Origin of the sequence: Streptomyces sp. NPDC048278 (genome assembly GCF_040652195.1) — a bacterium.
Lineage (GTDB): Bacteria > Actinomycetota > Actinomycetes > Streptomycetales > Streptomycetaceae > Streptomyces.
The window spans coordinates 275,910-289,320 of record NZ_JBEZLP010000012.1 but is presented as its reverse complement, the minus strand read 5'-3'; the positions used below and the strand labels follow the sequence as shown (position 1 = coordinate 289,320).

The 13,411-nt window shown below is 71.7% G+C and carries 11 protein-coding genes; 9 read left to right on the top strand and 2 right to left on the bottom strand.

Annotation, left to right across the window (positions count from 1 at the left end; translation table 11 throughout):
- Nucleotides 1–10: 10 nt before the first annotated feature.
- Nucleotides 11–3,019 carry a glycoside hydrolase family 38 C-terminal domain-containing protein gene (locus AB0D74_RS22870; RefSeq protein ID WP_362589833.1) on the top strand — a complete coding sequence of 1,003 codons (3,009 nt, stop codon included), beginning with the start codon at nucleotides 11–13 and terminating at the stop codon, nucleotides 3,017–3,019.
- 69 nt (nucleotides 3,020–3,088) lie between these two features.
- Here AB0D74_RS22870 and AB0D74_RS22865 read toward each other — a convergent pair whose 3' ends face one another.
- A complete protein-coding gene (locus tag AB0D74_RS22865; protein WP_362589831.1) occupies nucleotides 3,089–3,790 on the bottom strand; it encodes a FadR/GntR family transcriptional regulator in 702 nt (233 codons plus the stop codon).
- A 164-nt stretch (nucleotides 3,791–3,954) separates the two neighbouring features.
- On the opposite strand from AB0D74_RS22865, the gene AB0D74_RS22860 reads away from it, so the two are divergent.
- From AB0D74_RS22860 to AB0D74_RS22825, 8 genes are all read left to right on the top strand, one after another.
- Nucleotides 3,955–5,025, top strand: a complete 1,071-nt coding sequence (locus tag AB0D74_RS22860) for a sugar ABC transporter substrate-binding protein (RefSeq protein WP_362589828.1) — start codon at nucleotides 3,955–3,957, stop codon at nucleotides 5,023–5,025.
- On the top strand, nucleotides 5,022–6,536 hold the full coding sequence (locus AB0D74_RS22855) for a sugar ABC transporter ATP-binding protein (protein ID WP_362589825.1): 1,515 nt from the start codon (nucleotides 5,022–5,024) through the stop codon (nucleotides 6,534–6,536). The genes AB0D74_RS22860 and AB0D74_RS22855 overlap by 4 nt, the downstream gene beginning before the upstream one ends.
- A complete protein-coding gene (locus AB0D74_RS22850; RefSeq protein ID WP_362589822.1) occupies nucleotides 6,529–7,554 on the top strand; it encodes an ABC transporter permease in 1,026 nt (341 codons plus the stop codon). Before AB0D74_RS22855 ends, AB0D74_RS22850 begins: the two co-directional genes overlap by 8 nt.
- Nucleotides 7,555–7,625: 71 nt before the next feature.
- On the top strand, nucleotides 7,626–8,975 hold the full coding sequence (locus AB0D74_RS22845) for an L-fuconate dehydratase (RefSeq protein ID WP_362589819.1): 1,350 nt from the start codon (nucleotides 7,626–7,628) through the stop codon (nucleotides 8,973–8,975).
- A complete protein-coding gene (locus AB0D74_RS22840) occupies nucleotides 8,972–9,727 on the top strand; it encodes an SDR family oxidoreductase (protein WP_362589816.1) in 756 nt (251 codons plus the stop codon). Before AB0D74_RS22845 ends, AB0D74_RS22840 begins: the two co-directional genes overlap by 4 nt.
- A complete protein-coding gene (locus AB0D74_RS22835; protein WP_362589813.1) occupies nucleotides 9,724–10,710 on the top strand; it encodes an aldo/keto reductase in 987 nt (328 codons plus the stop codon). The genes AB0D74_RS22840 and AB0D74_RS22835 overlap by 4 nt, the downstream gene beginning before the upstream one ends.
- Complete coding sequence (locus tag AB0D74_RS22830; protein ID WP_362589811.1) at nucleotides 10,707–11,021, top strand: L-rhamnose mutarotase; 315 nt, start codon at nucleotides 10,707–10,709, stop codon at nucleotides 11,019–11,021. The genes AB0D74_RS22835 and AB0D74_RS22830 overlap by 4 nt, the downstream gene beginning before the upstream one ends.
- The gene (locus AB0D74_RS22825; RefSeq protein WP_362589808.1) at nucleotides 11,018–11,848 is read left to right on the top strand and encodes an amidohydrolase family protein; all 831 of its coding nucleotides are present in this window, start codon (nucleotides 11,018–11,020) and stop codon (nucleotides 11,846–11,848) included. The genes AB0D74_RS22830 and AB0D74_RS22825 overlap by 4 nt, the downstream gene beginning before the upstream one ends.
- On the opposite strand, the gene AB0D74_RS22820 is transcribed toward AB0D74_RS22825, so the two are convergent.
- Nucleotides 11,836–13,257 (bottom strand): lipase maturation factor family protein, encoded by a 1,422-nt coding sequence (locus AB0D74_RS22820; RefSeq protein ID WP_362589805.1) that lies wholly within the window; start codon nucleotides 13,255–13,257, stop codon nucleotides 11,836–11,838. The two genes, AB0D74_RS22825 and AB0D74_RS22820, sit on opposite strands and share 13 nt — an antisense overlap.
- Nucleotides 13,258–13,411 lie beyond the last annotated feature (154 nt).

The window sequence follows — 13,411 nt, the reverse complement described above, 5'->3', positions numbered from 1 at the left end:
AGCACCCCACATGCATGACGACCGCAGCCTGGTCGAAGCCCGCCTGAAGCGCGTCCTCGACGAGCGCATCCGCCCCGCCGTGTACCCCGAGTCCGTGCCGCTCGACGTCGCGGTGTGGCACGCGCCCGGCGAGCCCGTGCCGGTCGACGAGGGGCTCGCGGCCGAGCCCGAGCCGATCGCGGTGGGCGCCCGGTGGGGAGCTCCGTGGGGCACCAGCTGGTTCCGGGTGACCGGAACCGTCCCCGAGGAGTGGGCCGGACGGACCGTGGAGGCCCTCCTCGACCTCGGCTTCGACGAGAACATGCCCGGCTTCCAGTGCGAGGGCCTGGTCTACCGCCCCGACGGCACCCCGGTGAAGGGCCTCAACCCGCGCAACCAGTGGGTCCGCGTCGGTGCTCCCGTCGAGGGCGGCGAACAGGTCCGGCTGCACGTCGAGGCCGCCTCCAACCCGGTCATCCTCGACTACCACCCCTTCCGGCCCACCTGGCTCGGCGACAAGGACACCGCCGGGCACGAACCGCAGTACACGCTCACGCGGATGGACCTCGCCGTCTTCGACGAGACCGTGTGGCAGCTCGTGATCGATCTGGAGGTGCTGGGCGAGCTGATGGCCGAGCTGCCCGCCGACGGGGCGCGCCGCCACGAGATCCTGCGCGCGGTCGAACGGGCCCTGGACGCGGTCGACCTCCAGGACGTGAACGGCACGGCCGCCCAAGCCCGTTCGTGTCTCGCCGAAGTCCTCGCCACCCCCGCCGCACCCTCCGCACACCGGATCAGCGCGGTCGGGCACGCGCACATCGACTCGGCGTGGCTATGGCCGCTGCGCGAGACGGTCCGCAAGGTCGCCCGCACCACGGCCAACATGACCGCGCTCATCGAGGACGAGCCCGACTTCGTGTTCGCCATGTCCCAGGCGCAGCAGTGGGCGTGGGTGAAGGAGCACCGGCCCGAGGTGTGGGCGCGGGTGAAGAAGGCGGTCGCGGAGGGGCGGTTCGTGCCGGCCGGCGGGATGTGGGTGGAGTCGGACACCAACATGCCGGGCTCGGAGGCGATGGCCCGTCAGTTCGTGCACGGGAAGCGGTTCTTCCTGGACGAGTTCGGCATCGAGAACGACGAGGCGTGGCTGCCGGACACCTTCGGCTTCGCCGCGGGCCTGCCGCAGATCATCAGGGCGGCGGGCTCGACCCGGCTGCTCACCCAGAAGATCTCCTGGTCCCAGACGAACAGGTTCCCGCACCACACCTTCCAGTGGGAGGGCATCGACGGCACCCGGATCTTCACCCACTTCCCGCCCGTCGACACCTACAACTGCTCCATGAAGGGCAGCGAACTCGCCCACGCGGCCCGCAACTTCAAGGACAAGGGCCGCGCCAGGCACTCCCTCGCACCCACCGGCTGGGGCGACGGAGGCGGCGGCACCACCAGGGAGATGGTCGCCAAGGCGGCCCGGGTACGGAACCTGGAGGGCGCACCGGCGGTCGCCTGGGAGACCCCGGAGCAGTTCTTCGCTAAGGCCGAGGCCGAATACCCGGACGCGCCCGTCTGGGTCGGCGAGCTCTACCTCGAACTGCACCGCGCCACCCTCACCAGCCAGGCGAAGACCAAGCAGGGCAACCGGCGCAGCGAACACCTGCTGCGCGAGGCCGAACTGTGGGCGGCGACGGCGGCCGTCCGCACCGGATTCCCCTACCCCTACGCGGACCTGGACCGGATCTGGAAGACGGTCCTGCTCCACCAGTTCCACGACATCCTGCCCGGCTCGTCCATCGCCTGGGTGCACCGTGAGGCCAGGGCGACCTACCAGCGGGTCGCGGCCGAACTCGAGGAGATCATCGGCGCGGCCCAGCGGGCGCTGGCGGGGGAGGGCGACCGGCCGCTGCTGTTCAACGCGGCCCCGCACGGCCGCGGCGGCGTCCCCGCCGGCGGTGCGGCACAGGAGCAGCCGGCCGGCGAGGTGACCGTGTCGGACCGGCCCGAGGGCGGCCACGTCCTCTCCAACGGCCTCCTGCGCATCGAGATCGACGCCCGCGGCCTCGTCGTGTCCGCCTACGACCTCGACGCCGGCCGCGAGACCGTCGCCCCCGGCACGGCCGCCAACCTGCTCCAACTTCACCCGGACTTCCCGAACATGTGGGACGCCTGGGACGTCGACGCCTTCTACCGCAACGCGGTCACGGACCTCACGCAGACCGACGAGCTGACGGCCCTCGCGGAGGGCGTCCGGATCGTACGGTCCTTCGGCTCGTCCCGGGTCACCCAGGTGCTGTCCCTGCCGCCGGGGGAGCGCCGGCTGCTGATCGACACGGAGGTCGACTGGCACGAGACGGAGAAGTTCCTGAAGCTGGCCTTCCCGCTGGACGTGCACGCCGAACGGTACGCGTCGGAGACCCAGTTCGGACACTTCCACCGCCCGACCCACACCAACACCTCATGGGAGTCCGCGAAGTTCGAGGCCTGCAACCACCGCTTCGTCCACCTGGGGGAGCCGGGCTGGGGGGTGGCGATCGTCAACGACTCGACGTACGGCCACGACGTCACGCGCAGCGTCCGCGCGGACGGCGACCGGGGTACGACCACCACGGTCCGCGTCTCACTGCTGCGCGCCCCCCGCTTCCCCGACCCCGAGACCGACCAGGGCATCCACCGCTTCCGGCACGCACTCGTACCGGGCGCGGACATCGCGGACGCGGTCCGGGAGGGCTGGCGGATCAATCTCCCGGAACGCCGACCGACCGGCGCGAACGACGTCGCCCCCCTGGTCACGGTCGACAACGACGCGGTCGTCATCACAGCGGTGAAGCTGGCGGACGACGGCACCGGCGACGTGGTCGTCCGCTTCCACGAGGCCCACGGCGGCAGGGCGCGGGCGACGCTGAGGGCGGGCTTCGAGGTCGCGGATGTCACCGCGACGGACCTCTTGGAACGTCCGCTCCCCGATACGCCTGAACAAGTCGGCAACAGTGTTGGATTGCGTCTGCGCCCGTTCGAGTTGGTGACTTTGCGACTCCGCCGAGCTTAGAGCGCCCCTTTAGGGGCGCGGGGAACTGCGCGCTCAGCCCCCACGCACCCGCACCCGAAACACCACGGCCTACCCCCTCAGCTGTGCGCGCAGCCACTCCTCCACCTCACCCACATGCGCAGCCGCCGCAGCCCTCGCCGCCTCCGGATCCCGGGCGACGAGGGCGCGGTGGATCGCCGCGTGTTCCCGCCGCGTCCGCGCGAACGCCCCCTCCTCCTCGTACCCCCGCCACACCCGCGCCCGGAACGTCCGCGACGAGAGCCCCTCCAGGATCGCGGCCATCGTGTCGTTCCCGGCGGCCCCCGCGATCACCCGGTGGAACGCGAGGTCGTGCGCGAGGATCTCCTCGGGATCGTCCGTCGCGTTCATCGCCGTGAGGTGCTTCTCCACCTCGGCCAGCTGATCGGCCGTGATCCGCGCAGCGGCCAGCGCCGTCGCCGTCGACTCGAGGACCCGCCGCACCTCCAGCAGCTCCACCAGTTGCGGCCCGCGGGACAGGTCGGCGACCACGCCGAACGTCTCCAGCAGGTCACCCGCCTCCAGCTGGGTGACGTAGATGCCCGAGCCGTGCCGGGCCTCCAGCACGCCCAGGACCGTCAGCGCGCGGATCGCCTCGCGCATGGAGCTGCGGGACATGCCCAGCTGGGCGGCGAGATCCCGTTCCGTCGGCAGCCGCTGGCCCGGCTCCAGGCGGCCCTCCGCGATCATCGCCTTGATCCGCTCGATGGCGCGCTGCGTCACCGTGCCCTTCTGTGGCGCCGTCTCGTCCACACCGCTCCTCCTGTCGCCGGTGCGCCGAAGTCTAACCAGCGAGGTGGTCCGACCACTATGGCTCATCGGGCGGGAAATTCGCGTCTGCGGGGTGTTGAAGGAGCCGAGTGGTCTGATAAGTATGCGGGCATCTGCTCGAACACGCTCGATGAGGAGCTGCCAAGATGCCCGGCAGAACACTGAGGAAGCGGAACAGGTCCCGGATCGTCGCCGCGACGGCCGTGGCCGTCGGAGCCTCGCTCGCGCTCGCCGCCTGCGGCAGCACGAAGGACACCGGCAGCGGCAGTGCCGGAGGCGGCGGCACCGGCAAGGTCGGGGTGATCCTGCCCCTGCTGACCTCGCCGTTCTGGCAGTCGTACAACGACTACGTGCCCAAGATGGCGAAGACCGAGGGCGTGGACGCGCTGAAGACGGTCAACTCCAACAGCGACCCCTCGCAGCAGATCACCGACATCAACAACGAGCTGAACCAGGGCGTGAAGGGGCTGGTCGTCGCCCCGCTGGACAGCGCCGCCATCGAGGCCGGGCTCGACCAGGCCGAGCGCAAGGGCGTGCCGGTGGTCGCCGTGGACGTGGCGCCCGACAAGGGCAAGGTCGCCATGGTGGTCCGTGCCGACAACGTCGCCTACGGCGAGAAGGCCTGTGACTACCTCGGCGCGCACATCACCAGCGGCAAGGTCGTGCAGATCATGGGCGACCTGGCCTCGGTCAACGGCCGGGACCGCTCCGAGGCGTTCCGGTCCTGCGTGAAGAAGAAGTACCCGAAGCTCAAGGTGCTGGAGATCCCCGCCAAGTGGGAGTCCGACACGGCCGCCTCCCAGCTGGGCACCCTGCTCAACGCCAACCCCGACATCAAGGGCATCTACATGCAGGCCGGCGGTGTCTACCTGGCGCCGACCCTGCAGACCCTGAAGTCCAAGGGCATGCTCAAGACGGCCGGGCAGAGCGGGCACATCGTGATCGTCTCCAACGACGGCATCCCGCAGGAGTTCGACGCCATCCGCAAGGGCCAGATCGACGCGACCGTCTCCCAGCCCGCCGACGCCTACGCCAAGTACGGCATGTACTACATCAAGGCGGCGATGGAGGGGAAGACGTTCAAGCCGGGTCCGACCGACCACGACTCCACGATCGTCAAGCTGTCCAGCGGGATCCTGGAGGACCAGCTGCCCGCGCCCCTGGTCACCAAGGACAACGTGGACGACCCGAAGCTGTGGGGCAACACGGTCAAATGATCACGCCACTCGTTGAGGCCCGGGACATCGTCAAGCGGTACGGCCCCACCGTCGCCCTCGCCGACGGCCGGCTCACCGTGCTGCCCGGCGAGTCCCACGCCCTCGTCGGCCGCAACGGCGCCGGCAAGTCCACCCTGGTCAACGTCCTCACCGGCCTCCAGGCCCCGGACGAGGGCACGGTCCGCTTCGACGGCGAACCCGCGCCCGCGCTCGCCGACCGGGACGCCTGGCGGCGCAAGGTGGCCTGCGTCTACCAGAAGCCGACCGTCGTACCGGAGCTGACGGTCGCCGAGAACCTCTTCATCAACCGGCAGCCCCTGCACCGGGGGTTCATCAGCTGGCGGCGGCTGCGGAGGGAGGCCGCCGCGCTGCTCGACACCTGGGACGTCCGCGTCGACCCCGAGGCGCGCACCGCCGACCTCAAGGTCGAGGACCGGCAGATGGTCGAGATCGCGCGGGCGCTGAGCTTCGGCGCCCGGTTCATCGTCCTCGACGAGCCGACCGCCCAGCTCGACAACCGGGAGATCGAGCGGCTGTTCAGCCGGATGCGGGCACTCCAGGACTCGGGCGTGACCTTCCTGTTCATCTCGCACCACCTCCAGGAGGTATACGAGGTCTGCCAGACCGTCACCGTGCTCCGCGACGCCCGCTGGATCATCACCGCCCCCGTCGCCGACCTGCCCAGGGCCGCCCTGGTGGAGGCGATGGCGGGGGAGGCGGTGACCGGGCAGCAGCAGGGGCCGCGGGACACGGTGCCCGCCGGGGCGCCCGTCGTCCTCAGCACCAGCGGGCTCACCGCCGAGTCGTACGACGGCATCGACCTCATCGTCCGCAGCGGTGAGGTCGTCGGCCTGGCCGGCACCAGCGGCAGCGGCAAGATCGAACTCGCCGAGACCATCGCCGGGTTGCGCACCCCGACCGGCGGCACCGCACAACTACAGGACGGGCAACTGCCGTTCGGCGATGTGCGGGCCGCGCTCCGGGCCGGTGTCGGCTTCGTGCCCCGCGACCGGCACGAGCAGGGGCTGGTCTCCGGCATGAGCATCGGTGACAACGCCACCATGACCGTCCTGGACCGGCTCGGCCGTGGCGGGTTCGTCGGCACCGACCGCAAACGCGGGTTCGCCACCGGGCTGATCGAACGCCTCGACATCCACGCCGAGGGCCCCGACCAGCCCGTCTCCGACCTGTCCGGCGGCAACGCGCAGAAAGTCGTCATGGCCCGCGCCCTGGCCTCGGAGCCCCGGCTGCTGGTCCTGGTCAACCCCACCGCGGGCGTCGACGTGAAGTCCAAGGAGTCGCTGCTGGCCCGCGTGGACAGCGCCCGTGAGGACGGCACCGCCGTACTGGTCGTCTCCGACGAACTCGACGACCTGCGCCGCTGCGACCGCGTCCTCGTCCTCTTCCACGGCCGGATCGTCGCCGAACACCCGGCCGGCTGGCACGACCACGAGCTGATCGCCTCCATAGAAGGAGTGGACTCCATGCCCGAAGGAGTGGACCATGGCTGAGACCAAGGCCCCGCCGCTCACCCCGGTGCGCTCCCCGGACCCGCGCACGGCCCGCACCGTGATCCTGCGCCGGGCCCGTGAACTCGCCCTCGTCCCCGCCCTGGTGCTCCTCATGGTGCTCGGCGCGGTGGTCAACGACTCGTTCCTCACCGAGCGCAACCTGATCTCCATCCTCGGTGCCTCCGCCGCCCTCGCCATGGTGGTGCTCGCCGAGTCGCTGGTCCTGATCACCGGCAAGTTCGACCTCTCCCTGGAGTCGGTCGTCGGCATCGCGCCCGCCGTCGGCGCCCTGCTGGTGCTGCCGTCGGCCGAGTCCGGCTGGGGCACCGAACTCCCCGCCGCCCTCGCCATGGTGGCGATCCTCGTCGTCGGCGCGGCGGTCGGCGCCTTCAACGGCATCCTGGTCGTCAAGTTCAAGCTCAACGCGTTCATCGTGACGCTCGCGATGCTGATCGTGCTGCGCGGTGTGCTGGTCGGCGCGACCAAGGGCAAGACGCTGTTCGGGATGCCCGACAGCTTCTTCACCCTGGCCACCTCCACCTTCCTCAGCGTCCCGATGTCGGTGTGGCTGGCCGCGGTCGCCTTCGCGGTCACCGGTCTCGTGCTGAAGTACCACCGCGTCGGCCGCGCCCTGTACGCCATCGGCGGCAACGCCGACGCCGCCCGCGCCGCCGGCATCCGCGTCGACCGGGTGATGCTCGGGGTGTTCGTGGTGGCCGGGGTCCTCGCCTCCGTCGGCGGGATCATGCAGACCGGGTACGTGGGCGCGATCAGCGCCAACCAGGGCAACAACATGATCTTCACGGTGTTCGCCGCCGCGGTGATCGGCGGCATCAGCCTGGACGGCGGCAAGGGCACCATGTTCGGCGCCCTGACCGGCGTACTCCTTCTGGGTGTCGTACAGAACCTGCTCACCCTGGCGCAGGTGCCGTCGTTCTGGATCCAGGCCATCTACGGCGGCATCATCCTGGTCGCCCTCATGATCGCCCGTGTCACCACGGGACGGGCGCAGGACTGACCGACGGCGGCACGCCGGCCGCCGCCGTGACCCACCCGCGTCCCGAACTCCCCCCGAAGGAAAGGCAATCCGTGTCCCCGAGCCCCGGCCCCTCCGCCCGCGTCACCGCGCTCGAAACCCACGACATCCGCTTCCCCACCTCGCGCGAGCTCGACGGCTCCGACGCGATGAACCCGGACCCCGACTACTCGGCGGCCTATGTCGTGCTGCGCACCGACGCCGCCGACGGGCACGAGGGGCACGGGTTCACGTTCACCATCGGGCGGGGCAACGACGTCCAGGTCGCCGCGATCGACGCGCTGCGGAACCATGTGCTCGGGCGCCCGGTCGACGCCCTCTGCGACGACCCCGGATCCCTCTACCGGGACCTGATCGGCGACAGCCAGCTGCGCTGGCTCGGCCCCGAGAAGGGCGTGATGCACATGGCGATCGGCGCGGTGACCAACGCCGTCTGGGACCTCGCCGCCCGCCGCGCCGGCAAGCCGCTGTGGCAGCTGCTCGCCGACGCCGAGCCCGAGTGGATCGTCCGCCAGATCGACTTCCGCTACCTCACCGACGCCCTCACCCCCGAGGAGGCCCTCGCCATCCTCCGCCGGGGCCGGGAGGGTGCAGGGGAGCGCCGGGCCCGGCTCCTGGAGCGCGGCTTCCCCGCCTACACCACCTCCGCCGGCTGGCTCGGCTACGACGACGAGAAGCTGACCCGGCTCGCCGCCCAGGCGGTCGCCGAGGGCTTCCGGCAGATCAAGCTGAAGGTCGGCGCGGACCTGGCCGACGACATCCGGCGCTGCCGGGTCGCCCGCCAGGTCGTCGGCCCGGACATCCGGATGGCCGTCGACGCCAACCAGCGCTGGGACGTCGACGAGGCGATCCGCTGGACCCGGGCCCTCGCCGAGTTCGACCCGTACTGGATCGAGGAGCCCACCAGCCCCGACGACATCCTCGGCCACGCGGCGATCCGCCGGGCGGTCGCCCCGGTCAAGGTCGCCACCGGCGAACACGTCCAGAACCGGATCGTCTTCAAGCAGCTGCTCCAGGCCGGTGCCCTCGACATCGTCCAGATCGACGCGGCCCGGGTCGCCGGCGTCAACGAGAACCTGGCCATCCTGCTGCTCGCCGCCAAGTTCGGCGTCCCGGTCTGCCCGCACGCGGGCGGGGTCGGGCTGTGCGAACTCGTCCAGCACCTCTCGATGTTCGACTACCTGGCCGTCGCCGGCACCACCGAGGACCGGGTCATCGAATACGTCGACCATCTGCACGACCACTTCCTCGACCCGGTGGTGATCCGCGAAGGTCACTACACGGCACCCACCGCACCGGGCTTCTCGGCCGCCATGCGACCGGAGTCCGTCACGGAGTACACCTACCCCGGCGGCACCTTCTGGGCCGCCGACCCCGAGACACAGAAGGGACAGGCGGCATGACCGACTTCGAGGGTCTGAGGGCCCTGGTCACCGGCGGCGCGTCCGGGATCGGGCGGGCCACCGCCGAACTCCTCGCCGAGCGCGGCGCCCAGGTCGCCGTCCTCGACCTCGACCCGTCCGCCGTCGAGAAGCCGCTGCTCGGCTTCCGCGCCGACGTCACCGACGACGCCTCCGTGCGGACCGCCGTGGCGAGCGCCGCGGAAGCACTCGGCGGCCTCGACGTCCTCGTCAACAACGCGGGCATCGGCGCCCAGGGCACGGTCGAGGACAACGACGACGACGAGTGGCGCCGCGTCTTCGACGTCAACGTCCTCGGCATGGTCCGCACCGCCCGCGCCGCCCTCCCGCACCTGCGCCGCTCCGCGCACGCGGCGATCGTCAACACCTGCTCCATCGCCGCCACCGCCGGCCTGCCGCAACGCGCCCTGTACAGCGCCACCAAGGGTGCCGTGTACTCGCTCACCCTGGCCATGGCCGCCGACCACGTCCGCGAGGGCGTCCGGGTCAACTGCGTCAACCCCGGTACCGCGGACACCCCGTGGATCGGCCGCCTGCTGGACCGGGCGCCCGACCCGGCCGCCGAGCGCGCCGCCCTGGAGGCCCGCCAGCCCTCCGGCCGCCTGGTCTCGGCCGCCGAGGTCGCGGGCGCCATCGCCTACCTGGCGAGCCCGCTGTCCGGCGCCACCACCGGTACCTCCCTCGCCGTCGACGGCGGCATGCAGGGCCTCAGGCTCCGGCCGGTGGACCGGTGAACGCGCTCGGCCGCAGCGGCGTCCGGGTCAGCCCGCTGGGCCTCGGCGCCGCCGTGATCGGCAACCTGTACACCGAACTCCCCGACCAGCAGGCGTACGACACCGTCACCGCCGCCTGGCAGCAGGGCATCCGCTACTTCGACACCGCCCCGCACTACGGCCTGGGGCTGTCCGAGCGGCGGCTGGGCGAGGCCCTGCGGCCGTACGACCGGGACGCGTACACCCTCTCCACCAAGGTAGGCCGCCGCCTGAAACCGGGCCCTGGCGACGGCGACGACCTCGCCCAGGGCTTCGCGGTGCCCGACACCCTGCGCCGGGTCTGGGACTTCACCGCCGACGGCATCCGCCGCACCCTGGAGGCGAGCCTGGAGCGGCTCGGCCTCGACCGGGTCGACGTCGTCTACCTGCACGATCCCGACGACCACGCCGAGCAGGCCTTCCGCGAGGGCTACCCGGCGCTGGAGAAGCTCCGCGCCGAGGGGGTCGTGGGCGCGATCGGCGCCGGCATGAACCAGACGGCCATGCTCACCCGGTTCGTCCGCGACACCGACGTCGACGTGGTGCTGTGCGCCGGCCGGTACACCCTGCTCGACCAGAGCGCCCTCACCGACCTGCTCCCGGCCGCCGCCGAACGCGGCACCTCGGTGGTGATCGGCGGGGCCTTCAACTCCGGTCTGCTGGCCGACCCGAGACCGGACGCCACCTACGACTACGCCCAGGTCTCCGACGAGCTGCTGTCCCGCGCCCTCCGCCTCAAGGCGCTCGCGGAGGAACACGGGACCACGCTGCGCGCCGCCGCCCTCGCCTTCTGCGCCGCCCACCCCGCTGTGGCGAGCGTCCTGGCCGGTGCCCGCTCGGCGGCCGAGATCGCGGACGGGGCGGAGCAGTTCGCCGCCCACGTCCCCGCCGCCTTCTGGCAGGAGCTGCGCGCCACCGGCCTGCTGCCCGCCGACGCCCCCGTACCCCCGGAGGACCGGTCATGAGAGTCGCCCTGCACACCAAGGTCCGGGCCGACCGCATCCCCGCGTACGAGGCCGCCCACCGCGAGGTCCCCGCCGAACTCACCGACGCCATCCGGGCCGCCGGGGCCACCTCCTGGACCATCTGGCGCAGCGGCACCGACCTCTTCCACGTCCTGGACTGCGCCGACTACGGCCGCCTCCTCGCCGAGCTGGAGAAGCTCCCGGTCAACGTGGCCTGGCAGGCCCGGATGGCCGAACTCCTCGACGTGGTCCACGACTACTCCGAGGCGGGCCCGGCGGCCGGCCTGCCCGTCGTCTGGGAGCTGCCGTGACGATCGACGCCCACCACCACGTCTGGGACCTCTCGGTACGCGACCAGGACTGGATCACCGGACCCGGACTCCAGCCGCTCCGGCGGAACTTCACCGTCGAGGACCTGGCACCCGAGGCGGCGGCGGCCGGGGTCACCCGCACGGTCCTCGTCCAGACGGTCACCGTCGCCGAGGAGACCCCCGAGTTCCTCGCTCTCGCCGACACCCACGACCTGGTCGCCGCGGTCGTCGGCTGGACCGACCTGACCCGTCCGGACGTCGCCGACGAACTCGCCCGCCTCCGCGAACTCCCCGGCGGCACCTGCCTGAAGGGCATCCGCCACCAGGTGCAGGGCGAACCCGACCCGGAGTGGCTGCTGCGCCCGGACGTCGGCCGGGGCCTGGCCGCGCTCGCGGACGCGGGCCTCGTCTACGACCTCGTCGTCCAGGCCCACCAGCTCCCGGCCGCCGTCAAGGCCGCCGAGTCCCACCCGGACCTCACCTTCGTCCTCGACCACCTGGGCAAGCCCCCCATCGCCTCCGGCGCCCTCGAACCCTGGGCCACCGCCGTCCGCGCCCTCGCCGGCCGCCCCAACACCGTCTGCAAGCTCTCCGGCATGGTCACGGAGGCCGACCCCGCCTCCTGGACCGTCGACGACCTGCGCCCGTACGCCGCCACGGTCCTGGACGCCTTCGGCCCCGACCGCCTGATGTTCGGCTCGGACTGGCCGGTGTGCGTCCTGGCCGGGACGTACCGCGAAGTCTTCGACGCGGCAGCCGAGTTGACCGCCCCGGCCGACCGCACCGCCGTCTTCGAGACCACCGCCGCCCGCGTCTACGGCCTCTGAGCCGCCCCCGCCAGCCGGGTCGGCGGCAGGAACTCCCGTACGTACGTCCGCTCCCAGCACGCGCCCGTCTCCCGAAGCTCCCGCCAGGTGGTGTAGCGGTAGCGGAAGAGGCGGGCGCGGACGAAGCGCGGGGGCCGGCCGGGCGGGAACGGGGAGCGGCGCAGCAGCCGCAGGGTGTCCCGGTCGTTCTCCAGGAGGCGTTCCACCAAGCCGCCGAACCAGTCGCCGGCGTACGCGGGGGAGAGGGCGGCGAACCACATCAGCCAGTCCAGGCGGAGGTGGTAGGGCGCGAACTGGCGCGGCCAGCGCCGGGGATCGCCCGGCTTGCCCCTGAACTCGTACTCCCGCCAGTCCGATTCCTCGTGCGGCACGGCGTCCAGGGTGCCCTCGACCACCACCTCGTACCGGATCCGGCTGACGCTGCCGAACGCGCCGTAGGTGTTGACCAGATGGAGCGGGTCGAAGGAGCGGTTCATGACCTGGCGGCGGGAGACCATGTTCAGCACCGGGTGGTAGCTCAGGCAGAGCAGCAGCGCGGTCACGGCGAGGACGACCACCTCGTACCAGAGGGGGGTGGGCGGTGCGGCGGTGCGGTCCGTGGGCAGCCGGAGCGCGGACAGGGCGAGCACGATGGTGATCCAGTTCAGCCAGGAGAAGTTGCCGGAGACCACCAGCCACAGCTGGGTGAGGACCATCAGGGCCGCGGCTGCGGTCGCGATCGGCTGCGGGGTGAACAGCAGGACCGGGACCAGCAACTGGGTGACGTGGTTAGCGGCCACCTCCGCCTTGTGCACCGGCCCCGGCAGATGGTGGAAGAACCAGCTCAGCGGGCCCGGCATCGGCTGGGTCTCGTGGTGGTAGTGCAGGCAGGTCAGCTTCCGCCAGCAGGCGTCCCCGCGCATCTTGATCAGCCCCGCCCCGAACTCCACCCGGAACAGGATCCAGCGCAGCAGGAACAGGACGAGGACCGGCGGGGCCACCTCGTCGTTGCCCAGGAAGACGGCCAGGAAGCCGGTCTCCAGGAGCAGGGACTCCCAGCCGAACGCGTACCAGGTCTGGCCGACGTTGACGATCGAGAGGTACAGCGCCCAGGGGACCAGCCACAGCACCATCGCGGCCCACAGCGGGAGTTCGGAGTCCGCGCCCGCCAGCAGCGCCGTGGACACCGCGCAGCCCGCCCAGGCGCAGCCCGCGAAGAGACGGTCCGAGTAGCGCAGGTGGAACAGGCTCGGCGCCCGCCGGAAGGGGACGCGGGCCACGAACCGCGGGATCGGCAGCATCCCGCGCTCGCCCAGCAGGGCCCGGAACTGCAGCGCCGCCGTCAGGAACGCCACGAGGTACACGCCGGCCAGAGCCCGCTGGAAGACCAGCCGGCTCAGCCAGTACCCGGGGGCGGTGAACCAGTCCACGGCCGCGCGCTCCTCCCACTCTCCGGTGACAGGCCCCGTCCCGCAGGGGCCTGTCACCCTGTGTACCGCGCCTCCCCGCTTGCGTAACCCGAGCGAGTGAAGCAGACAATAAGGGATGAATTGCTCATAAGGGGTTCCCCTGGCATGGTGGCCC